Annotated in this window: 19 protein-coding genes and 1 tRNA gene; 13 read left to right on the top strand and 7 right to left on the bottom strand. The window is 65.0% G+C overall.

Annotation, left to right across the window (positions count from 1 at the left end; all coding sequences use genetic code 11):
• Together Q0R27_RS07430 and Q0R27_RS07425 are read left to right on the top strand one after the other, a co-directional pair.
• A partial coding sequence (locus tag Q0R27_RS07430) for a ribonucleotide-diphosphate reductase subunit beta (RefSeq protein ID WP_293942921.1) occupies positions 1-552 on the top strand: 552 nt, incomplete at its 5' end.
• A gap of 565 nt (positions 553-1,117) precedes the next feature.
• Positions 1,118-2,041: an IS1595 family transposase gene (locus Q0R27_RS07425; RefSeq protein WP_293942919.1), complete on the top strand. Its 924-nt coding sequence runs from the start codon at positions 1,118-1,120 to the stop codon at positions 2,039-2,041.
• 137 nt (positions 2,042-2,178) lie between these two features.
• Here the strand turns inward: Q0R27_RS07425 and Q0R27_RS07420 are convergent, their stop codons facing one another.
• Complete coding sequence (locus Q0R27_RS07420; RefSeq protein WP_293942917.1) at positions 2,179-3,021, bottom strand: DUF3800 domain-containing protein; 843 nt, start codon at positions 3,019-3,021, stop codon at positions 2,179-2,181.
• Here Q0R27_RS07420 and Q0R27_RS07415 point away from each other — a divergent pair.
• The 4 genes from Q0R27_RS07415 (at position 2,998) to Q0R27_RS07400 (ending at position 6,031) form a co-directional block, all read left to right on the top strand.
• Positions 2,998-3,930, top strand: coding sequence for a hypothetical protein (locus Q0R27_RS07415; RefSeq protein ID WP_293942915.1), 933 nt, complete (start codon positions 2,998-3,000; stop codon positions 3,928-3,930). The two genes, Q0R27_RS07420 and Q0R27_RS07415, sit on opposite strands and share 24 nt — an antisense overlap.
• Positions 3,931-4,489: 559 nt before the next feature.
• Complete coding sequence (locus Q0R27_RS07410) at positions 4,490-4,921, top strand: DUF559 domain-containing protein (RefSeq protein WP_293942913.1); 432 nt, start codon at positions 4,490-4,492, stop codon at positions 4,919-4,921.
• 122 nt (positions 4,922-5,043) lie between these two features.
• Entirely contained in the window at positions 5,044-5,868 is an 825-nt protein-coding gene (locus tag Q0R27_RS07405; RefSeq protein ID WP_293942911.1) for a hypothetical protein, read from the top strand.
• Positions 5,869-5,908: 40 nt separating this feature from the next.
• Entirely contained in the window at positions 5,909-6,031 is a 123-nt protein-coding gene (locus Q0R27_RS07400; protein WP_293942909.1) for a hypothetical protein, read from the top strand.
• 175 nt (positions 6,032-6,206) lie between these two features.
• Here Q0R27_RS07400 and Q0R27_RS07395 read toward each other — a convergent pair whose 3' ends face one another.
• The 4 genes from Q0R27_RS07395 to Q0R27_RS07380 are packed head-to-tail and all read right to left on the bottom strand — an operon-like array spanning position 6,207 to position 11,612.
• Positions 6,207-6,860, bottom strand: a complete 654-nt coding sequence (locus Q0R27_RS07395; RefSeq protein ID WP_293942923.1) for a methyltransferase domain-containing protein — start codon at positions 6,858-6,860, stop codon at positions 6,207-6,209.
• 22 nt (positions 6,861-6,882) lie between these two features.
• On the bottom strand, positions 6,883-8,010 hold the full coding sequence (gene prfB / locus Q0R27_RS07390; RefSeq protein WP_293942906.1) for a peptide chain release factor 2: 1,128 nt from the start codon (positions 8,008-8,010) through the stop codon (positions 6,883-6,885).
• A gap of 36 nt (positions 8,011-8,046) precedes the next feature.
• Entirely contained in the window at positions 8,047-10,668 is a 2,622-nt protein-coding gene (locus Q0R27_RS07385) for a PBP1A family penicillin-binding protein (RefSeq protein ID WP_293942904.1), read from the bottom strand.
• Positions 10,669-10,727: 59 nt separating this feature from the next.
• Positions 10,728-11,612, bottom strand: coding sequence for an N-acetylmuramoyl-L-alanine amidase (locus Q0R27_RS07380; RefSeq protein ID WP_293942902.1), 885 nt, complete (start codon positions 11,610-11,612; stop codon positions 10,728-10,730).
• Between the two features lie 384 nt (positions 11,613-11,996).
• Between Q0R27_RS07380 and Q0R27_RS07375 the strand changes: the two genes are divergently transcribed.
• The 4 genes from Q0R27_RS07375 to Q0R27_RS07360 all read left to right on the top strand — a co-directional run bounded on the left by Q0R27_RS07375 (position 11,997) and on the right by Q0R27_RS07360 (position 18,266).
• The gene (locus tag Q0R27_RS07375; RefSeq protein WP_293942900.1) at positions 11,997-14,759 is read left to right on the top strand and encodes a ribonuclease E/G; all 2,763 of its coding nucleotides are present in this window, start codon (positions 11,997-11,999) and stop codon (positions 14,757-14,759) included.
• A gap of 82 nt (positions 14,760-14,841) precedes the next feature.
• Positions 14,842-16,206, top strand: a complete 1,365-nt coding sequence (locus Q0R27_RS07370) for a M48 family metalloprotease (protein ID WP_293942898.1) — start codon at positions 14,842-14,844, stop codon at positions 16,204-16,206.
• A complete protein-coding gene (locus Q0R27_RS07365; RefSeq protein WP_293942896.1) occupies positions 16,203-16,928 on the top strand; it encodes a DsbA family protein in 726 nt (241 codons plus the stop codon). Before Q0R27_RS07370 ends, Q0R27_RS07365 begins: the two co-directional genes overlap by 4 nt.
• 42 nt (positions 16,929-16,970) lie before the next feature.
• A complete protein-coding gene (locus tag Q0R27_RS07360; RefSeq protein ID WP_293942894.1) occupies positions 16,971-18,266 on the top strand; it encodes a divalent metal cation transporter in 1,296 nt (431 codons plus the stop codon).
• Here Q0R27_RS07360 and Q0R27_RS07355 read toward each other — a convergent pair.
• On the bottom strand, positions 18,231-18,938 hold the full coding sequence (locus Q0R27_RS07355; protein WP_293942892.1) for an RlmE family RNA methyltransferase: 708 nt from the start codon (positions 18,936-18,938) through the stop codon (positions 18,231-18,233). The genes Q0R27_RS07360 and Q0R27_RS07355 overlap by 36 nt on opposite strands.
• Positions 18,939-18,948: 10 nt before the next feature.
• Positions 18,949-20,022 carry a Ppx/GppA phosphatase family protein gene (locus Q0R27_RS07350; protein WP_293942890.1) on the bottom strand — a complete coding sequence of 358 codons (1,074 nt, stop codon included), beginning with the start codon at positions 20,020-20,022 and terminating at the stop codon, positions 18,949-18,951.
• 118 nt (positions 20,023-20,140) lie between these two features.
• On the opposite strand from Q0R27_RS07350, the gene Q0R27_RS07345 reads away from it, so the two are divergent.
• The 3 genes from Q0R27_RS07345 (at position 20,141) to Q0R27_RS07335 (ending at position 22,154) form a co-directional block, all read left to right on the top strand.
• Positions 20,141-20,214: transfer RNA gene (locus Q0R27_RS07345), tRNA-Gln, on the top strand.
• A 141-nt stretch (positions 20,215-20,355) separates the two neighbouring features.
• Positions 20,356-21,525 carry a site-specific integrase gene (locus Q0R27_RS07340; RefSeq protein ID WP_293942888.1) on the top strand — a complete coding sequence of 390 codons (1,170 nt, stop codon included), beginning with the start codon at positions 20,356-20,358 and terminating at the stop codon, positions 21,523-21,525.
• Positions 21,522-22,154 carry a hypothetical protein gene (locus tag Q0R27_RS07335; protein ID WP_293942886.1) on the top strand — a complete coding sequence of 211 codons (633 nt, stop codon included), beginning with the start codon at positions 21,522-21,524 and terminating at the stop codon, positions 22,152-22,154. Before Q0R27_RS07340 ends, Q0R27_RS07335 begins: the two co-directional genes overlap by 4 nt.
• Positions 22,155-22,991: the final 837 nt, after the last annotated feature.

Here is a 22,991-nt window from a genome sequence, read left to right as displayed (position 1 = left end):
ATGAACTTCCCGCGCTTCAACAAGATGAAGGGCATGGGCCAGATCGTCAGCTGGTCGGTGCGCGACGAGAGCCTCCATTGCGAGGGCATCACCAAGCTGTTCCACGCCTTTGTGGCCGAACGCGACTGCCTGACCAAGGCGGTGCGCGACGACATCATGGACGTGTGCCAGAAGACGGTGCGGCTCGAGGACGCATTCATCGACCTCGCGTTCGAACAGGGCCCGGTCGAGGGGATGACCCCCAAGGCGATCAAGAAGTACATCCGCTACATCGCCGACTGGCGGCTGGGGCAACTGGGGTTCAAGCCGATCTACATGATCGACGAGCACCCGCTGCCGTGGCTCGCCCCGCTGCTCAACGGGGTCGAGCACGCGAATTTCTTCGAAACCCGCGCGACCGAATATTCGAAGGCCGCGACGCGGGGCAACTGGAACGAAGTATGGGACAGCTTCGATCGGCGGCAGAAGGCCAAGGTCAGCAATGATGTCGAGGCGCCGGAAGAGGATGGTGGCGAAGATATGTTTGCGCGGGCTGGAGTCGCTGCCGAATGATAAATGGCGCGACTCTCGCCAGGGCTGGCGAAGCGGACCTCGAGGCTCCGGCGATGCGCAAGCGTCGCTGGAATGTCCGCGTAAGTGTGGCGGCGGAGTGAGCAATTCCGCCACTCCCGCTGGAGCTATTGAAGTTGCTTTCAGGGCTCCGGTGATGCGCAGGCTTCCCAGGAAGATTCGCCTATGAGTATTCTCACGGATCATCCAATCAATGGCGTCATTGCCAACCTCTTGGCCTTCGCCGACGACGAGCGCATCGCGAAGCTCTAACCGGGCTTGCCCCCTGAGCTCAAATCGGGCTTGGGCCGAGTGTTTAACTTTGCTCGCCTCGTACGGGACCTTTTAGAAAAGTCGGCGCCTGAGGAAGTAAGCTTCAGCGGCCTCAATGCGGTAAATTCAAATATACAGCAGGCCTACGCCGAGTTTTCCGAGTTCGTATCGAGCGGTAACCAAGCGAACCTCACGAACACGATGGTCGCTCTCGACAACGCTACCACTATCTTTGCGTGGACTTTTTAGGCGATATTATACTTGACATACCCACCGACATCGCTACTAAGGGGGAATGAAAAGCAACCTCTCCGCTCCGCACTTCCATAACGAGGAAGCCGCTTTCGCATTTGTCGAGGCGCGCGTTTGGCCGGAAGGCCCGACTTGCCCGCACTGCGGTGGCGTGGAGCGCATCGGCAAGATGCAGGGCAAATCGACCCGCGCCGGTCTTTACAAGTGCTACCAGTGCCGCAAGCCGTTCACCGTCCGCATGGGGACTATCTTTGAGTCCAGCCACGTTCCGCTGCACATCTGGCTTCAAGCAATGTTCCTGATCGCTGGTAGCAAGAAGGGCATCAGTTCCAATCAGCTTCACCGCACCTTGGGCGTCACCCTTAAAACCGCTTGGTTCATGTCGCATCGCATCCGTGAGTCGATGCGCGAAGGCAACCTTGCGCCGTTCGGTCAGGGTGGCGGCGCGGTTGAAGTCGATGAAACCTACATTGGTCGCCGCAAGGGCGCGGGCAATCCCAAAGGCGGTCACGCGCACAAGATGGCGGTTCTCGCGCTGGTCGATCGCGACACCGGCAAGTGCCGCATGTTCAACGTCGAAAACGGTTCGGGTGCGCTTATTCAGCCGATCGTTCTCGACAACCTTGCTCGCGAAGCCCGCCTGATGACCGACGAAGCCACCATGTATCGTTCCATCGGTCGCCAGTTTGCCGAGCATTCGGCGGTCAATCATCAGCGCAAGGAATATGCTCGCGGCGACGTCACTACCAACACCGTCGAAGGCGCGTTTTCCATCTTCAAGCGCGGGATGCGCGGCGTCTATCAGCACTGTGGCGAGCATCATCTGCACCGCTACCTTGCCGAGTTCGAGTTCCGCTACAGCAACCGTGAGGCGCTCGGCTGCAATGACGCCGACCGCACCGACGCTATGGTGCGCGGGATCGTTGGCAAGCGTCTTACCTATCAAACAACTGGTGCGAGGGCCTGATGCCAAAGAAGGCGAACCCGGAGACGCAAAAAGAGCAGAGCGCGCGGTTCCGAAAGGACGCGCGAAAGCTAATTGCCGATGGCGAACTCGACCCCGAAAAGGCGGCAAGCGTGATGAATCTTCTGATCTGTAAAGCGTCACGACCAAATGACGCCGGGAGGAAACGTGAGATTTGCGATCGGGGTTCGGAGTGACTGCCGCGCGCCCTCGACATCAAGATAATTTCCTAAATATCCATCGGCGTAACCATCTCGTCCCATTAGCCGCCTAATGAGAGGGAAGTCCCGGTCATTCACGTCCCCCTTCGCTTGCGCCCAAAAATATCGGCGCATCTCCCACGCGAAAAGATCGGCGATCTGCAGATATGGAACGTCTTTCTTGTCGCCATAAGAAAAGTGCCGGACCTGCTCCCAGCGTCCGTTAAACTTGAATGTGTCATAGATTTGCTGCGCCCGGCTTGAAAACTGATCCTGGCGCTCGAACACCAGCATAATCGAGTTATCGCCTGGATAATGATTTCGCGCTTGGTCTAAAATGTTGGCGATCAAAAGCTCGAAACAAAGGTGATAAGCATGGGGGAACCGGACTTTCAGCTCGGGCGTGTCCGCGACGCAGGCCCAATCTCCCGTAAAGGTGGCAGAAACAGGTATTAACGGCGACGACGCGGCAATGCCGGAGAGTCGATCTATGTGTTTGATCGCCCTGTCTTCGGCCCAATTCCAATAAGGACCTCTGCGCGCTTTGCATTCGACGCGGTGGAAAGGCCGAACGCCTTCACGGTCAATCTCCGCCCCCCACTCTCCCATTATCGCACACCAGTCACTCAAAGGGCCGAAAAAACCCGCAATCGCCGTGTGCGGCGATGTTCCGTCAGTGCCACTCTCGTCAAAATATCCAAAAAGCATGGCCACTAGCGACGACTCCCCCGCTGGCCCGATCATACCAACCGCAAACTCGTGCAGATCAAAGGCGCTAGTCATTTAACGCCTCCCAATGGGTATGGGAAGTATAATATCGCCACTTTTTACAGTCGCCCAGTAAGGGGAGCGAAACCTCAGTTCGAAGCTGTCGAAAGCGTCCGTAAGGCGGCGGAAAACGCGATTGCTTCGATTAACTCGCGAGCCGGCGAATTTCAGGGTTCGATTGCGGCCACTGCTACACAATTGCAGGGGCAGGACGAGCGCATCGGCCAGCTCAATGCGACTCTTGAAGAACTGCGAAGCAGTTCGTCGGCCGCCGTCGCCTCTATTCAACAGCAATTTAGCGAGAATCTTAGCAGCTTCAGGTCCGAAATTGACGTCGTCAAGGAGGGACTAAAATCGGATCGCGAGAGGTTGGTGAAAGATTTCTCGGGGCAAGCGAGCAAGCTTTTAAGGGAACTCGAGGAACAGAAGAAACAAGCCGCAAAAATCGTTCAAATTGTCGGCAATATAGGCGTGACTGGGAACTACCAGAATCGAGCGGAACGGGAGCTTTGGCAAGCCAACCTTTGGCGCTGGATAACGTTGGCGCTTTTCACGGCTGGCGTGGTGATGGTGACCGTAAATCTCGTCCTCAACTTCAAGGGAACAATCGATCTGACAGCCCTGATCGCTCGATTTGCCATTGCCGTTACTATCGCCCTCCCTGCTTTGTACACGGCGCGGGAATCTGCGCGACACAGGACGAATGCGGACAGAGCGAAGCAAACGGAGCTTGAGCTCGCATCCCTATCGCCGTTCCTTGAGGCGCTTGACGCGGACAAGCGAAAGGAAATCATAGGCGCCCTCGCCCCTTCTTATTTTGGACAACATGTCGAGGGCCACGAGGTAAAAGCCCCAGTATCTTTGGACGACGTTCAAAAGATGGTTGTGGCCGTGACCGAATTAGTGACGAAGGTGAAGGGATAAAACCCAGATTACAGCACCACCCACACCAATCACCGCCACCGCCCCTCGGTTCGATTACGGTGATTACGGTGACAGTGCACTAATTTGCGTCACCGCTCGCGCCTCACCAATGTAACCCACCCCCGGCCCCTCCCTAGCAGGGAGGGGAGGGTCTTTGCCGGCGACGGTCGCGCACGTCCCCCTCCCTGGAAGGGAGGGGCTAGGGGTGGGTAGCGAGCAAAGCGAGCCGGTGGCGCGGGGGCGATGGTGGTGCTGCGGCGGGGCGGCGTGGCTGAACTATATAGTTCGACAGCCTCACCGAAGAACCCACCCCCGGCCCCTCCCTTGCAGGGAGGGGAGGAGAGGGGAAACTTACCCCGGCCCCTCCCTTAAAGGAGGGGAGGGCACGACCGGCGAAGTAACCCACCCCCGCTCAGCTTCGCTGAGTCGCCCCTCCCTGAAAGGGAAGGGAGGGTCTTTGCCGGCGACGGTCGCGCACGTCCCCCTCCCTTGCAGGGAGGGGATGTCGGTGCGGCTATTACTGGCTTTCGATCGTGCGGCTTTGAACTAGCCTTCCCCCATGCGCCGCATTGCCGAACGCCTTACCGGTCACGCGCGGGATCTTCGCAATGAAGGCACCCGACCCGAGCGCATATTGTGGCGGCTGCTGTCGCGCTATCGCCCGCGCTTCACTCGGCAGCTGGTGGTCGGGCCTTACATCGTCGATCTCGCCTGCCGGACGGCGAAGGTGGCGGTGGAACTTGACGGCGACCAGCATGCGCTGGCGCAAGGCTATGACGCGCGGCGGACGGCGTTCCTCGAGGCCGAGGGGTGGGTCGTGGCGCGGTATTGGAACTGCGATGTGGTGGAGAATGCCGCAGGGGTGGCGGATGCGATTTTGCGGGTGGTGGACTCGCGGATAGAGACCCACCCCCAGCCCCTCCCTTCCAGGGAGGGGAGAACAAGGCAGCCGCGGTCGCGCACGTTCCCCTCCCTGAAAGGGAGGGGCTAGGGGTGGGTAGCGAGCGCATGCGAGCCATTGCCGCAAGATCGACTGCTTAATCCCCCCAATTCCCATCGCTCCCAGGACATGATACGTTCCGCTCACATTCGGGAAGCAGGGGGGGGAACACTGTGTCCACTTTAGCCGAGCCATATGTCGACCAGAACCCGCGCACAGATCAACTGTCAGGGACGCCGCGCGCCGGCACGATAGATCGTTGGATCTACGTTTTCACGGCGGCGAGCTTCATCGTGATCACGCTGACCGGGTTCATTCCCGACTCGCTGATGAAGATCGCCGCGGTCCAGGCGGGCGAGCGGCCGCCGTTCCCGCTCGCCCTGCACCTCCACGCACTGCTCATGGGGTCGTTCCTGCTGTTGCTGCTCGCCCAGACGACGCTGATGGCCACGGGCAGGGGCGACCTTCATCGCCGGTTGGGGATCGCGTCCTTCGTGATCGCGCCGGCGATCGTCGTGGTCGGGTTCATCCTGGTGCCGACGATTTACCATTATGCGTGGAACGCCGCCCAGGCCGCGCCGCCGGAAACGCGCGCGAAACTGCAGCAGGTGGTTCTCATCCGCGACAACATCATGCTGCTGCAGTTGCGGATCGGCATCCTGTTCCCGCTGTTCCTGCTGATCGGCCTGCGAGCGCGCGGGCTCGACGCCGGGCTCCACAAGCGAATGATGATCCTTGCGACGGCGATGGCCTTGCCGGCGGGGATCGATCGAATCCTGTGGCTGCCCACCACATTTCCGGCGAGCCCGATGGCAGGCGATCTTTACACCCTGCTCGCCGTGTCCCCGATGTTCGTGTGGGACGTCGTGCGAAACCGGCGGGTTCACCCGGCTTACCTGATCTGGCTTGGCGTCAATGTGCCGTTCGCGCTGGTCGTTCATGGCTTGTGGGGCACCGCCTGGTGGCATTCGATGGCACCGCGTCTGATGGGCGTGTGATGTTCGCCATCGGGTCGACCAGCGGCAGTAAGGCGTGCGGGTGAGGCCGACGTTCGCCGCGCCGTGGGAGCGGCGCATCGGCGACGACTCCAACCCCCAGGCGGCGGTCCACGGCGCCTTCCCCACGCTCCTCGCCGCGCTCAGGGATACTGCGGAGGAATAGAGTCTGTTTGGAAGAACGGCACCAGCCCGCACCCCCACCCGGCCAACCCACTCAGTGTATCTTATGGGTTGGCCGGGTGGGGGTGCGGGCTGGTGCCGAACCAGCAAAGCCGAAACGAAAACGCCCTACGTCACCGCGAACATTCGGAACATTCGCGTTATTTCCGGAGGCACCGTTACCTTCCGCAGGGCTTGATCGCGGTCGGTTCCGGCCTGGGTCCGCTGACCTTGAACGCCGCGAAATAGGCGTCGGCGCCGGGGATCGGCCGCTGCCTCACCCGCGTCAGGCCGAGCGCGGCGAACTCGCACTGCAGCCGCGCAGGCGGCGTGCCGTGGCGCCTGGTCGGGCGATCGGCGTCGACCACGATGATCTCGCCATCGGGCTTCAGCCCCTCGCGCAAATGCCACAGGAAGGCATAGGGCGAGGTCACCTCGTGGTACATGTGGACCAGGAAGATGCGGTCGAAAGAGGCGGCCGGCAGGCGCGGATTGTCGGGCGTGCCGAGCTTGACCGCGACATTGTCGAGCCGCTCGCGCTGCGCCCGGTCGGCGAGCCGATCGCGCACCGCGGGGACGATATCCTCGGCCAGCACCCGCCCGCGCGCGCCGACCAGGCGCGCGAGGCGGACGGTGTAATAGCCCTCGCCCGCGCCGATGTCGGCGACCGACATGCCCGGCTTAACCGCGGCGAAGCGCATGACCTCCTCGGCCTCGCCGACCCGATCGCGCGCGTCCTCGGTTGAAAAACTGTCCGACACGATCGGCGCGACGTCGCGATCCGCCTGCGGGAAGCTGGTCTCGCTCGCCGACTGGCGGCATCCCGCCAGCATCAGCAGGGCGACCAGCGCGATCCTAGTCGACATCCTCGACCTCGACCTTTTCGCCCGTCACCCGCTGCGACAGCGCCGCCGCCATGAACCGGTCGAGATCGCCGTCCAGCACATCGGCCGGCGCGGTCGAGATCACCCCGGTGCGCAGGTCCTTGACCAGCTGGTAGGGCTGCAGGACGTAGCTCCTGATCTGGTGGCCCCAGCCGATGTCGGTCTTGGCCGCCTCGGTCTTGTTGCTCTCTGCCTCGCGCCGCTGCAGTTCGGCCTCGTATAGCCTGGCCTTGAGCTGTTTCATCGCCTCGGCCTTGTTCTTGTGCTGCGACCGCTGGTTCTGGCACTGGACGACGATGTTGGTCGGCAGATGCGTGATTCGCACCGCGCTGTCGGTCGTGTTGACGTGCTGCCCGCCCGCGCCCGACGCGCGATAAGTGTCGATCTTGAGGTCGCTCTCGTTGATCTCGATGTCGATGTCGTCGTCGACCTCGGGATAGACCCACACGCTGGCGAAGCTAGTGTGCCGCCGCGCCGCGCTGTCATAGGGACTGATCCGGACCAGCCGGTGGACCCCGCTCTCGGTCTTGGCATAGCCATAGGCATTCTCGCCCTTGATCAGCAGCGTCGCCGACTTGATCCCCGCCTGCTCGCCCGAGTGGAAGTCGACCAGCTCGACCTTCATCCCGTGGCGCTCGGCCCAGCGCGAGTACATCCGCTGGAGCATCCCCGCCCAGTCCTGGCTCTCGGTCCCGCCGGCCCCGGCGTTGACCTCGACATAGGCGTTATTGGCGTCGGCCTCGCCCGCCAGCAGCGCGGCGACCTTGTCGCGCTCGGAGCTCTCGGCGAGGTCGGCGAGTGCCTTGACCGCATCGTCGACCAGCCCGGCATCGCCCTCGGCCTCGGCCATCTCCATCAGCTCGACGATGTCGGTCAGCTCGGTCTCGATCTTCTTGGTCGCGCCGATCGCCTCGTCGAGCCGGCGCCGTTCGCGCATCACCTCCTGCGCCGCCCGGGGGTCGTCCCACAGCGCCGGATCCTCGACCATGGCGTTGAGCTCGCCGAGCCGCTTGTGCGCGCGATCCCAGTCGAGGAAGCGGCGCAGCAGCGCGGTCGCGGCGTTGATCTGGTCGACAAAGGCTTGCGCTTCGGCGCGCATGGTCAATTCCTTGGAAGCGTCGGTGTTGGCTCGCGCCTAGTAGATGCCGCCCTGCCGTTGCAAGAAATCGTCCGGCGCGGCCTTGGGCTTGGGTTTGGGTTTCGCGCTCGGCGGAGCCTGGTGGACCATCGCGGTCGTCGCGTCACCGATACCGCCCGCATCTGAGCCGCTCGCGATATCCTCGCTGCGGCGATAGGTGCGGCGCGGCTCTGTCTCGGGCTGGAACGCTTCCCAGATCACCGCCGACTTGGGATCGACCGTGGTCGGGAAGGTCCCGAACACCCGCTTGCCGGTAATCCGGTCGATCCGCACCATCCGAATGCCCGCAGGCGCGATGAACGGGATCGGCGGCATGTCGGCGAACGCCTTTAGCGCGAACTGCTTGAACACCGGCGCGGCGACCCGCCCGCCCTGCGCCGCGCCGCCAAGGCTGCGCGGCTGGTCGTAGCCGAGGTAGACCCCGCCGACGACTTCGGGGGTGCCGCCGACGAACCACACGTTGGTCGGCCCCGAGGTCGTGCCGGTCTTGCCGAACATCGGCCGGCCGAGGTCGCGCAGGACGGTCGCGGTGCCGCGCTCGATCACGCCTTCCATGATGTGGACCATCTGGTAGGCGGCGAGCGGGTTGAGTAGCTGGCGCGCGCGCTCGGCCGGGCGCGGCATCGCCTTGCCGTCCCAGTCGGGGCCGCTGCAATTGCCCATCACTTCGCAGCGGTTGTCGGTGCGGAAGATGACCTTGCCGAAGCGGTCCTGGATATAGTCGATCAGTGTCGGCTTGACCTGCCGCCCGCCGTTGGCGAGGATTGCATAGGCATTGACCAGCTTCAGCACGGTGGTGTCGCCGGCGCCCAGCGCGACCGCCAGATAGGGGTCGTATTTGCCGACCCCAAGCTTCTCGGCGGTGGCCACGACCTTGCTCATCCCGGTCTGCGAGGCGGCGCGCACGGTCATCAGGTTGCGCGATTGCTCGACCCCCCAGCGCATCGTCTTGGGTCCCGAATATTTGCCGTCGAAATTCTTGAAGCATTTATTGCCGAGCCCCGCGCCCTGATAGACGCAGAACGGAGCGTCGACGAGGATCGTCGCCGGAGTCAGCCCGTTCTCCAGCGCCGTCTCATAGACGATCGGCTTGAACGCCGAGCCCGGCTGGCGGAGCGCCTGTGTCGCGCGGTTGTAGGACGAGCCGACGACGTCGAACCCCCCCTGCATCGCCAGCACGCGCCCGGTGCGGACTTCCTGAGCAACCATCCCGCCGCCGATTTCGGGGATCGAGCGCAGCGCGTAGGACGAGCTGTCGACCTTCTTGACGATGATCACCATCCCGCGGCGAAGGAAGTTGAACGCGGCGCCGCCGACCCCGCGCTTGGGCTGGGCCGCGTTCGACGACGGCAGCGACCCGGTCGATCCGTCGGGCAGCCCGATCGTCGCGGTACCCCCCGACCTGTCGAGCACGACCGCCTTCGACCAGTCGGGGAAGCCGGTGCCAAGCGAGGTGGCGAGCAACTGCCCGCGCCATTCGCGGTCCATGTCGAGGCTCAGTTTGGGGTCGATCCAGCCGCGCCCGCCGTCGAAGTTGGCGAGCCCCTCGCGCAGCGCTTCGGCGGCGGCGTCCTGCATCACCGGGTTCATCGACGATCGCACCCACAGCCCGCCGGCATAGACGCTGTTCGGCCCGTCCTCGGCCTTCTCGCCATATTTCTTTATCAGCTCGCGCCGCACTTCCTCCATGAAATAGCCGCCCGATTCATGGACGCGGGTGTTGCTGCCATAGCGGATCGTGCCGAGCGGGCTGGCCTTCGCTTCGTCGTGCTGGACTTGGGTGATGTAGTCGTTGGCCAGCATCTCGCGCAGCACATAATTGCGCCGGGCGAGCGCCTTTTCGGTGGCGCGCACCGGGTCGTAATTCGACGGCGCCTTGGGCAAGACCGCGAGATAGGCGACTTCCGGTAGCGTCAGGTCGGCGACATCCTTGTCGAAGTAAGCGCGCGACGCCGCCTGCACGCCATAGGCGTTGCGCCCGAGGAAGATCGAGTTGAGGTATATCTCGAGGATCTGCGGCTTGGACAAAGTCGATTCGAGGCGGAAGGCGAGGATCGCCTCGCGGACCTTGCGCTTGACCGAATATTCGTCGTCGCCGAGCAGATGCTTCGCCACCTGCTGGGTGATCGTCGACCCGCCGCGTGCCCGAGCGCCGCCAGTCGCTTTCTTCACGCCATAGTCGAACACCGCGCCGGCGAGCCCCGGGTAATCGATTCCGCCATGCGAGAAGAAGGTCTTGTCCTCGGCCGAGAGGAAGGCGTGGACGACCAGCGGCGGATATTCGTCATAGGCGAGCTCGACCCGCCGCTCGCGGGCGAAGGTCCCGATCGGGTCGCCGTCATAGCCGCGCACGTTGGTCGGCAGCGCCGACTGGTAGGCCATCAGCTTTTGAGAGCTCGGCAACCCGGCCGAAAACCACACCCATGTCGCGGCGAAGATCAGGAAGGCGGCGAACAACGCATAAGCGGCGTAGCGCACCGGTCGCCGTGCGAACAACGGATCGAGCCGAGCATGGGCGCGCTCGTTGACCGCGACCATGTCGGGCAGCGGCAGCCGGTCGATGAAGGCGAGGCTCGGCCGGCGGAATACGGGCAGGCGAAACTGGGGGAGAGTGACCATCGGCGCCTCGTCTAGCGAACCCCGACCGCCCCGCAAAGGGTTAGCGCGCAACGACAGGGTTAGCGGCGGGTCGCCAGATCGGCTTCGATTGCCTGCGCCAGCGCGAGGACCAGCGGCGCGCGGCCCCGAACGGTAACCAGCGCCGCCTCGTCGTCGACATTGCTGATGTACCCCGCCTCGACCAGCACCGCGGGGGTGTCCGCCCGGCGCAGGACGTGGAACGCGGCGAACTGGTGCGGGCGCGGGCGGAGCAGGACCGGACCGGCGGCCTTACGGACGATGCGTTGGGCGAAGGCGGCGCCGTCCTCCATCTCAGCCCGCAGCGCGAGGTCCGACAACAAGGCGCGGACCGATCCGTCGGGCTCGCTGCTGGCGGGCAAGGCCATGCGGTTTTCGGCATTGGCGAAGCGCGCGGCGTCGGCGTCGGACGCAACGTCGGCGAGCGAATAGACAGTCACCCCGCGCGCCAGCGGGTTTGGCGCATGGTCCATGTGGAGCGAGACGAACAGCCCGGCACCGAGCCGGCGGGCGATGTCGGCGCGCTGTTCGAGCGGGATATAGCGGTCGTCGCGGCGGGTCATCGCCACCCGCACCCGCCCGCGCGAGACGAGCAGGTCGCGAAGCTCGGTCGCCATCGCCAGCGTGAGCGCTTTTTCCTGCGCCGCGCCCGACACCGCGGTCGCGCCGGGGTCATGGCCGCCGTGACCGGGATCGATGACGACGATCGGACGCCCCGGCACGCGCGCCTCGCTGACCGGCACGTCGGCCACCGCGCCGGGCAGGTCGAGCGTGACCCCGCCATCGCGCGCCTCGCCGACCAGCGCCTTGCCGACATCATGGCCGCCCGGCCGGACCAGGCCGTCGAGCAGCGCGACGAGCAGCACGACGGCAAGCGATATGCCGCCCAGCGCCGCCGCGCGTCGTGACTTTGCTGACGCCACCATGCCCATCCCCACGCTTTCAACTATCACGCATGAGGCATCATGGTTAACGTTAGTTTATTGCACGCAATCGAGCGCGGCCATTGCGATGACGGCGGCGCGATGCTAACCGGGACTGTCCGTCGCCAACTAGATGGACGCCGCCGCGCGGTCGTTCCGACATGCGCGGTTCTCAAGGTTGACGCTGCATGACGCCACAGGACATTTCGCGCCCGCTCTTTTCAGAGCCGCGCGGCATGTCCTTCCCGACGCGATTCGGGATGACCATTGCAGCAGAGGCATTTCTCAGCACCGCCTTGCCCGCCGACACATCCAGGTCGGGCCTGGCACATTTGCGCGCGCGCCGTGAGGCTGAAACGCCCGCCGCGCGCGGCCGGAGTAATATCAATGTCAATGCGCATGCTAATCGACGCGCGCCACCCGGAGGAAACCCGGGTCGCGGTCGCTACAGGTAACCGGATCGAGGAATTCGACTTCGAGTCCGCCGAGCACAAGCAGCTCAAGGGGAATATCTATCTAGCCAAGGTTACGCGGGTCGAACCGTCGCTGCAGGCGGCGTTCATCGATTACGGCGGCAATCGCCACGGCTTCCTCGCCTTCTCGGAAATCCACCCCGATTACTACCAGATCCCCAAGTCCGACCGCGACGCGCTGCTGCGCGAAGAGGCCGAGCATGCCGCCGAGGAAGAGCGACTGCGCGGCAACGGCGACTATTACGACGACGAAGACGGCGATGACGTCGGCGGCGATTATGAGAGCGGCGGCGAAAGCGATGGCTTCGCCGATGACATTCGCGGCGAAGGCGACGAGCATGATGACGAGGATCACCATGACGACGTGGCGCCCGACGAGGACGGCGCCGAACCGCCCGTGGCCGAGACCGGCACCGGGTCGTCGCGCTCGTCGGTCGACGGAAGCGCCGCCGACGAATTGAGGAAAAAGCGTCAGGCGCTGCGCCGCCGCTACAAGATCCAGGACGTCATCCAGCGCCGCCAGGTGCTGCTCGTCCAGGTCGTCAAGGAAGAACGCGGCAACAAGGGCGCCGCGCTGACGACTTACCTCAGCCTGGCCGGCCGCTACTGCGTGCTGATGCCCAACACCTCGCACGGCGGCGGGATCAGCCGCAAAATCTCCAACGGCGCCGACCGCAAGCGGTTGAAGTCGATCATGGCCGACCTGAGCCTGCCGTCGACGATGGGGCTCATCGTCCGCACCGCCGGCCTGTCGCGCACCAAGGTCGAGATCAAGCGCGACTTCGACTATCTCGCCCGGCTGTGGGACGAGATCCGCGAGCGCACGCTGGGGTCGTCGGCCCCGGCGCTGATCTACCGCGACAGCGACCTCATCAAGCGCGCCATCCGCGACCTGTATCACCGCGACATCGACGAGGTGATTGTCGAGGGCGAAGAGGGTTACAAGGCGGCGCGCGGCTATATGAAGCTGCTGATGCCGAGCCATGTCCGGCGCGTGTCCAACTATGCCGATCCGACCCCGATCTTCCAGCGCTACGGCGTCGAGGACCAATTGTCGGCGATGTACCAGCCGCTCGTCCAGCTGAAGTCCGGCGGCTATCTGGTGATCAACCCGACCGAGGCGCTGGTGTCGATCGACATCAACTCGGGCCGCTCGACGCGCGAGCATAATATCGAGCAGACCGCTTACGCGACCAACATCGAGGCGGCCAACGAGATCGCCCGCCAGCTGCGCCTGCGCGACATGGCCGGACTGGTCGTGATCGACTTCATCGACATGGAGCAGTCGGGCCACGTCCGGAAGGTCGAGCGCGCGATGAAGGAAGCGCTCAAGAACGACCGGGCGCGGATCCAGGTCGGGCGGATCAGCTCGTTCGGGCTGATGGAGATGAGCCGCCAGCGGCTGCGCACCGGCGTGCTCGAGGCGTCGACCCGACCGTGCGCGCATTGCGAGGGCACCGGCCTGATGCGCACCGCGTCGTCGGCGGGCCTGTCGGCGCTCAGGATCATCGAGGACGAGGCGGCGCGTAGCCGCGGCGACCGGATCATCCTTCGCGCCGGCCGTGAAGCCGCGATCTACGTGCTCAACAAGAAGCGCGCCGAGCTGGCCGAGATCGAGTTGCGCTATGGCGTCCAGGTCGAAGTGCTGGTCGACGAGAGCTTCGAGGGCGCGCGCATGGCGGTCGACAGTGCCGGTCCCAAGCCGATCGCTCCGCCACGTGCCGCCCCGGCGCCGATCCTGATCGACGACAGCGCCGACGAGGAAGAGTATGACGAGCTCGAGCTCGAGCTCGAGGACGAGGACGAGATCGAGGAGGAGCGCCAGGAGCGGTCCGAGGGCGATCGGGAAGGCGGTGACCGGCAGGGTCGTGGCCAGGGCGGCCAGGAGCGTGGCCAGGATCGCGGACCTCGTGACGAAGGCGATGGCACCCGCCGTCGCCGTCGCCGTCGCCGTGGCGGACGAGGCCGCAATCGCCGCGAGGACGGGTCGGAGATCCAGCAGGGCGAGCCCGGCTATGAACAGCCCGTCGGCGACGCCGGCGAGCCGCAGGGTGTCGGCGAAGACTATGGCGACGACGGTGTCGAGCTGGCGGGTGACCGCCCGGCCGAGCAGCCGCGCGAACTGGCCGAGGGCGAGGAGGCTCCGCGCCGCTCGCGTCGCGGTCGCCGTGGCGGCCGTGGCGGTCGCGGCGGACGTGGCGGCGAAGGCGGTGATACCGGTGAGGCAGGGGAAGCGGCGCAGGGCGAACTGATCGCTCCCGACGTGGCGCCGATGGTCGAGCCGGTTCCGTCGCAGGACGCGGCTCCGGCCGGTGACACGGTCGAGCCGGCCGCGGAGGAGGCACCGAAGACGCGCCGCCGTCCGCGGGCTCGCAAGCCCGACGCCGCGCCGGTGACGGTGGCTGCTCCGGTGGCTGCTCCGGTGGTTGCCAAGGCTCCGGCTCCCGAGCCCGAAGCGGCGCCAGAAGCCGCCAGCGAGGAAGAAGCCGCCAAGCCGAAGCGTCGCTCGCGCGCCAAGAAGGTGCCCGTGGTCGAGACGGCCGAGCCAGAAGCGGCACCGGCCAAACCCGCCGCGGTCCAGCCCGCGACCGATTTGACGCCCGTGGCCAGTAATGATGGCGCCGAGGATCCTGACCAGCCACGGCGCAGCGGCTGGTGGGCGCGGACGTTCCAATAGTGATCGAGCCGGCGGCGCGGAGTAGATGGTTCCGCGCCGCCGCTTTCATGGCAGGTTCATTCGCCGCGTCGGATCGCACGGTATGAGCGAAAACCCCGCGCGCACCCTGCGCTCCATCGTCCTTGGCGTCACGCTGGCGCTAGTCGCTGCCCAGCCCGCCTTCGCCCAGTCGGTCTTGCGCGACAGCGAGACCGAGGCGCTGTTCCGCGACATTTCGAAGCCGCTGATCGAGGGCGCCAAGCTTGACCCGAAAAGCGTCAACATCGTCCTGGTGAACGACCCCGAGATCAACGCCTTCGTCGCCACCGGCCAGACTGTCTACATCCACTCGGGACTGCTGGTTGCGGCGGACAACGTCAACCAGGTCCAGGGCGTTATCGCGCACGAGCTCGGCCATGTCGCCGGCGGCCATTCGATCCGGATCTACGAGGGCCAGGCGATCGCCACCAAAATCTCCCTGTTGTCGCTGCTGCTCGGCGCAGCGGCGATGGCGGCGGGCGCGGGCGAAGCCGGGATGGGGGTCATCGCCGCCGGCCAGCAGGCGGCGCTGGGCAATTTGTTCGCCTTTAGTCGCTCGCAGGAATCGAGTGCCGATCTCGCCGGGGCAAGCTACCTCGCCAAGGCCGGGGTCAGCGGCAAGGGCAGCCTCGAATTCTTCAAGAAGCTGCAGAACCAGGAATATCGCCTCGCGATCGCGCGAACCGACGATTACGCCTCGACCCACCCGCTCAACAACGACCGCATCCAGACGCTTGAGCAAATCTACAAGAAGGATCCGGCGTGGGCGAAGCCGATCGACCCGGCACTCGAAGCGCGGTTCGAACGGGTCAAGGCCAAGCTGATTGGCTACGTCGACCCGAAGCGCGCGGCTGTCCTCTACCCCGAGAGTAACCAGAGCGTGCCCGCGCATTATGCCCGCGCTTATGCCTATCATCTCGGCGCCTATCCCGACAAAGCCGCGCAGGAGTCCGAGGCGCTGCTCAAGATCGCGCCGAACGATCCCTTTTTCCTCGAGTTGAAGGGCCAGATCCTGCTCGAGGGGGGCAAGCCGCGCGAGGCACTTCCAGCGTTGCGGCAAGCAGTCGCAAAAGCCCCCGACAAGCCGATGATCGCCGCGCTGCTCGGCCACGCGCTGGTTGCGACCGAGGACCCGAAGAATTTTCCCGAAGCGAAACAGGTGCTTCGCCAGGCGATTGCGCGCGACAACGATAATCCCGACGCGTGGTACCAGCTCGGCATCGTCTATGACCATGACGGCGACGCGCCCCGCGCCGCGCTGGCCACCGCCGAGCGCAACAACCTCATCGGCGAGAACAAGCTCGCCCTCGCCAGCGCCAAGATGGCGATGAACGGGTTGAAGGCCGGCACGCCCGACTATCTTCGCGCGCAGGACATCGCCATGGTCAGCGAAGCGGCGCTGAAGAAAGACAAGAAGAAGAAAAAATGAGTGATGTGCGCGCGACAACCGAGCCGAAAATCTGGGGGCCGGCGATCGTCGGAGGCGTGGTCGGCGCGCTGTTGACCGGCGTGATCGGCATGGTCGCGGCGCCGCACCTCGTCGGCCCGAAGCAGGTCCGCGAGGCGCTGCTCGCCGACCCGTCGATCCTGATCGACACCGCCACCGCGCTGCGCGATCGCCAATATGCGCCGGTCCTCGCCGCCAACCGCATCGCCATCGAAACCCCGTTCGCCTCGTCGTGGAAGGGGGCCGCGAAGCCCGACGTGACGTTGGTCGAATTCTACGACTATGCCTGTGGCTATTGCCGCAAGAGCATCCCCGACATCGAGCGGCTGCTCGCCGAGGACAAGGGCCTGCGCGTCGTGTTCCGCGAATTGCCGATCCTCGGGCCGAACAGCGTCGCCGCCGCGCGGGTCGCACTGGCGGCGTCGAAAGCGGGCAAGTTTAGCGCCTATCATGACGCGCTCTATGCCGAGGGATCGCCGACGCCCGAGACGATCGCGGCGGTCGCCGGCAAGCTCGGCGTCCCCGGCGCGCCGGTGGACAGCCCCGAATTTGAAGCCGAGCTCAAGCGCAACTTCCAGCTCGCCGGTCAGCTCGGTGCGACCGGGACCCCGCTGTTCGTCATCGGCGACCGGGTGATCAACGCCGCGGTCGGTTACGACGCCCTCAAGAAGGCGGTCAGCGACGCGCGGGCCGCCAAGGGCTAGGCCCGCCTTGCCGCCGACCGCGCGGCATGCGACCCACGTCAAATGAGCGGCGATCCCCCCGGCGAGCCTCCCCCGACAGGCGTCCGTGCGTTCCTCCGCGCGCTCGGCCCCGGCCTCATCACCGGTGCCGCCGACGACGACCCCAGCGGTATCGGCACCCATAGCCAGGTCGGCGCGCAGTTCGGTTACGGCCTCGCGTGGACCTTCGTCCTGAGCTTCCCGTTGATGGTCGTCATCCAGGAGGTCGCCGCCCTGATCGGCCGGGTGACCGGCGCCGGCATCGCCCTCAACCTGCGCCGCCATTATCCGCGTTTCATCCTGTGGCTGATGGTGTCGCTGCTGCTCATCGCCAACGTCGTCAATTTGGGCGCCGACCTGAGCGCGATGGGCGCGGCGCTGACCCTGCTAGTCGGTGGTTCGCCCGCGCTGTTTACGCTGGGCTTCGGCATCATCTGCATCGTGCTCGAAGTCGCGCTGAGCTACCCGCGCTACTCGGCGATCCTCAAATGGACGACGCTGTCGCTCTTTACATACGTCGGGGTGGTGCTCGTCGCGCACGTCCCCTGGCCGCACGCGCTGCGCTCGCTGGTCGTCCCCGAACTCCAGTTCAACGCCGCCTACGCGACCGCCTTCGTCGCCATCCTCGGCACGACGATCAGCCCCTACCTGTTCTTCTGGCAGGCCGGGCAGGAGATTGAGGAACAGCGCCGCCGCCACGTCAAGCCGCTATGCCTGACCCCGGGCAGCGCCGGTCCCGAGCTCAAGCGCATCCGCATCGACACGCTGGTCGGGATGGCCTTCAGCACGCTCGTCTCGCTCGCGATCGTGTTCGCTACCGCGGCGACGCTCCACGCCAATGGGGTCCGCGACATCACCACCTCGTCGCAAGCCGCCGAGGCATTGCGCCCGATCGCCGGCCAGTTCGCCTTCGCCATGTTCGCGGTCGGGATCATCGGCACCGGCCTGCTCGCGGTGCCGGTGCTCGCCGGGTCGGCGGCCTATGCGGTGACCGAAATGGCCGGGTTCGCGAGCAGTCTCGACGCCAAGCCGCTCGATGCCCGCCTGTTCTACGCCACCATCGCGGTGACGACGCTGGCGGGCGCTTCGCTCAACACGATCGGCATCGATCCGGCGCGCGCGCTCTACTGGGCGGCAGTGGTCAACGGCATCCTCGCCGGGCCGCTGATGGCGGTAATGATGCTGATCGTCCGCAACCCCAAGGCAATGGGCCGGCTGACCGTCTCGCGCAGGCAGATGGTGTTAGGCTGGGCCGCCACCGGCGTGATGATCGCCGCCTCGGCGCTATTCCTCGGCTTCGTCGTCCGCGACCTGCTCTGAGGCTTCCGCCGCTCGGCCCTTGAAGCCCTGCGCGACGACATACCATTCACTTGAGCCCTTGCGGCTGGCCGGCGGCTTGGCGTGCTTGACGGTGGTGAAGTGGCGCTTGAGTTCGGCGACCAGCCCGTGATCGGCGCCGCCCGCCAGCACTTTCGCCACGAAAGCGCCGCCGGGCTTGAGGATGTGCGTCGCAAAGTCGAGCCCGGCCTCGACCAGCCCCATCGTGCGCAGATGATCGGTCTGCGGGTGGCCGACGGTGTTCGCCGCCATGTCCGACAGGACGAGGTCGGCCTGCGACCCGAGCGCGTCGCGCAGCCGGTCGGGCGCGGCGTCGTCCATGAAGTCCATCTCGAGGATGGTCACCCCGTCGAGCGGGTCGGTCGGCAGCAGGTCGATGCCGACGACGGTCGCCTTGGGGCTGAGACGGCGGATGACCTGGCTCCAGCCACCCGGCGCGATGCCGAGGTCGACGATCGCCCGCGCGCCCTTGAGCAGGTTGAACCGCTCGTCGAGTTCGACCAGCTTGTACGCCGCGCGGCTGCGGTAACCGTCAGCCTGCGCGCGGCGGACATAGGGGTCGTTGAGCTGCCGCTGGAGCCACATGATCGAGCTGTTCTTGCGCCCCCGCGCGGTCTTGATCCGCTGGCGATCGCCCTGCCCGCCCCTGCTCATGACCTGGCGCTCACAGGACGTAGCCGTCGCGCGCCATCAGGCTGCGCAGGATGCCCTCGCGGATACCACGATCGGCGATGCCCAGTCGCTCCGCCGGCCAGATGTCGAGAATCGCGTCGAGAATGGCGCAACCGGCGACGACCATGTCGGCCCGGTCGGCGCCGATGCACGGCAGCGCGGAACGCTCGGCGAGGTCCATCCCGGCAATCATCAAATTGATCCGCCGCATTGCCTCGATCGGCACCTGCAGCCCGTCGACCGCGCGTCGATCATAGCTCGGCAGCGCGAGATGCACGCTGGCCAATGTCGTTACCGTCCCGCTGGTCCCGAGCAGGCGAATGTCGTGACGGTCTTCGGGCAGCATCTCGACGAACCGCGCGAAGCTGCGGAACACGCGCTGGCGCATCCGGGCATAGGCAGCGACCCGCTCGGGCCCCTCGATCGCGGCGCGGCCCTCGGTCTCGGTCAGCGACACCACCCCCCACGGCACGCTCCACCACGCGCGGATGCGCGGGGTGGCGGCCCCCGGCTCGACCAGCACCAGCTCGGTCGACCCGCCGCCGATATCGAAGATCAGCGCCGGCCCGTCGCCCGGCTCGAGCAGCTTGTGGCAGCCGAGCACGGCGAGCCGCGCTTCCTCCTGCGGCGGGATGATATCGAGCGCGAGGCCGGTCTCGGTGCGCACCCGCTCGACGAATTCGCGTCCATTCTCGGCCCGCCGGCAGGCTTCGGTCGCAACCGAGCGCGACAGCGAAACGTGGCGGCGGCGCAGCTTGTCGGCGCAGATCGCGAGGGCGCCGACCGCGCGGTCCATCGCCGGCTGCGACAATCGTCCGGTCTGCCCCAGCCCCTCGCCCAGGCGAACGACACGCGAAAAAGCGTCGAGCACGGTGAAGACGCCGTCGTCGGGCCGGGCGATCAGCAGGCGACAGTTGTTCGTGCCGAGGTCGACCGCGCCATAGGTGTGGCGCTGCGGCTTGCCCGAGGGCCGCGACGGCGCACCGGCGCTGCCCGGCTCGGGCGCGGGTGCAGTTGCGGCGACGTGCGCCATGACCTGACCAATCTGCTCTGCACCGCGAGACATACCCGCGGCTGACCTGGCGCCAGTTTAATCCGGATTGAGGCCATTGTGCAACGGTCCAGCCCGGACCGACGGCGTTGACACGGCCGCGCCCCCTACCGTATCTGCCGGCCGCCGGCGCTGCCCTGTCGTCTAATGGTAAGACTACGGACTCTGACTCCGTTAATCGAGGTTCGAATCCTCGCGGGGCATCCAGCGCAGTATTCGCTGCCGTTCGCCACCAGCCGAAGCACCCGCTAGAAACTGCCACTCTTCCTGTTATGTTCTACCGCCATTGACCGTTGACGTTCGCTCAAAACCGCGTCAATATGTGGGAGTATGTGAGGGAGTAACCCCGTGGCTGGCTTAACTGCATTGAAAGTGAAGACGGCGAAGGCCGGCCGGCATGGCGACGGTGCTGGCCTTTATCTGCTGGTTTCGGAAACGGGGGCGCGCTCCTGGGTGCTGCGAGTTCAGGTCGGCGGCAAGCGGCGGGACATTGGCCTAGGTGCACTTTCTGATGCGACTCTGGAAGAGGCGCGGGACAAGGCCCGGGATTTACGTAAGGCGGCGCGGGCCGGTCTTGATCCGATCGCAATGCGCGACAAGGCGAAGCTTACGATCCCGACATTTAAGGTTGCCGCCGAGGCGTGCCACGGAGCGCGCAAGGCGGGTTGGAAGATGCGCCATGCCGATGCGTTCCTCTCTACCCTCAAGCTTCACGTCTTCCCTAAGATAGGTTCGCTGCGGGTAGATAGCATAGACGAGAAGGACATCGTTGCCGTCCTGTCCCCCCTATGGCGGGAGAAGCCGGCTGCGGCGCGAAAGCTTCGCCAGCGGATCGGCACGGTGCTCGACTTCGCCAAGGGGAGCGGATGGCGGTCTATGGGCGCTCCTCGCGATGGCCTGCGCCCGTTGCTGTCGAAGCAGGATCGGCCCGGCAACTTCGCCTCCATGCCCTACAGCGAAGTCCCGGTATTCATGACCGAGCTGATCGACAAGACTGACACGGCGGGCCGACTCGCTCTGCAGTTTACAATGCTGACGGCGGCACGATCGGGCGAAGTTCGTTCGGCGATGTGGTCGCACGTTGATCTGGACGCCCGGACGTGGACTAGGCCTGCATCTCTTATGAAAAACGGCCAAGAGCATGTGATCACGTTATCCCCAACGGCGATCGCGGTGCTGGGTCGGGCGAAAAAGATACGCACGACGCTTGCGGACGCCTCGATTTTCCCCGGCTCGGGCGGAAGGATGCTGTCGGACATGTCGATCAGCAAGGCGATGCGCGATGCCGGACGCAGCGAGACCGTGCATGGCTTCCGCTCGTCGTTCCGGACTTGGGCGGCGGAACAGATGCCAACGATGCCAGAGGCCGTCTGTGAGGCCGCTCTGGCGCACGTCGTGCCCGATCAGGTGGTGCGCGCTTACCAGCGGGCCAAGTTTGTCGAGATGCGGCGCAAGCTACTCGATGCATGGGGCGACTTCTGCACCGGACATAGCAACGTGCTGAGCTTGGTCGGGTGAGCGAAACTACGACGTGGATGCGCGATTTGAGCGACTCTCTACGCTTGATCGATCAACGGTTTTTCGCCGAGACGGCCACTTTGGAAGAAAAACGACAGGGGTTGCTCACACTCGTCTCAATGCTCGACCTTCAACTGGCAAATCTAGACGACGGTCCTTCACATTACAAATCGATCGGAACATTATTCAGGTCGCTCGATGCGTTGTACCATGGCAAGACTGATACAATCTTGGTGCCGTCGCCCCTCAAGAAAGGGAAAAGTGTTCACGACAATGCCACTCGGGACTTGATGCTCAGCGCGCACAAGGTTCTTCGATGCGGTGGCTACGGCATTGAGGAGGCGTATCGGGAGGTAGCTAAGCTTGCAACCGAAGCAGGATTCTTGGGGCACAGCTCTGAACGCGGGCTGCCGGCCCTGACGGAAAGTGCAATTAAAAGCTGGCGGTTGGCGGCACCCACTCCAGGGAACGATCCTGATTTTGATACCCATAGACAGATGGTTGTCGATAAACTCGCCGAGTTGCACGGCCCCTCACCCACAAAGTCCGAGGCGCAAAAGTTCGCTGAGGATCTGATCGGGGAGATGGGGGAGCGTTTAGCCAGACCAACGGATAAAACAGCAGCATAGAAACTGTCCGACCTCCTGATGTTCATTGTCGTCCGTGACTGAACATCAAGGACGGAGCGGACAATGTTAGAACCCATCACGCGGACAATGTTAGAACCCATCACAACGACGATAAGTGGCGCACAAGCCATGAGCGGTCTCGGTCGCACAAAGCTGTGGGAATTGGCGGGAACCGGGGAACTAGAGACAGTACGTGTGGGGCGGCGCGTGTTAGTAAACGTCGCCAGCCTCAAGCGCATTTTGCAGGCCGCTTGAGATGGCCGCCTCGCGAAAGTCTCTCGCCGACGCGATCCGGCGCTTCACCTCATCGCGTGCAACTCGCGTTGTTGATCCTCAAGCCCTCGGCCTGGCCCAGCGCCTTCCGGGCGTAGCGCAAAAGCTCTCGGGGCAGGCACACAGCCTCGGCGGACAGGCTCGCTCTCTTGGCGGCCAAGCGCGGTCATTGCCCTCGGCGAATGATTTGCCCGGCCAAGCTGCGGGGCTGCCTGGTTCGGCGCCCTCGCCGATCATCGCGATCGAACGATCACCCGTGGGGCTGGTCGTCCACATCAGCCCGGTTCCTAGCGACGGTCGCAATGCCGAACAGCGCTTCCCCGACACTCCTCGAGGTCACGCCGTGGCTGGTCGTTACGCAGCGGAATTGAGCCGTGCCACGAAATTGGAGGTCGACGACCTGACTTCGGGGAGGCGGCACCATGGGGCGCTTTAGGGAACGCGGCCCCATCCTGGCAGGCATGCTTGGCTCTTCGCACGATGGTGAGCGGGCCGCTGCTGCGATGATGGCAACGAAGCTGCTCGAAGGGGTCGGCGTAAGCTGGGCTGATCTGGTGGCGTCGG

It is taken from the genome of Sphingomonas sp., assembly GCF_025362505.1.
In the GTDB taxonomy this organism is placed as follows: domain Bacteria; phylum Pseudomonadota; class Alphaproteobacteria; order Sphingomonadales; family Sphingomonadaceae; genus Sphingomicrobium.
Note: the sequence above shows the minus strand (reverse complement) of the source record. Positions and strands in the feature narration are given on the sequence as shown.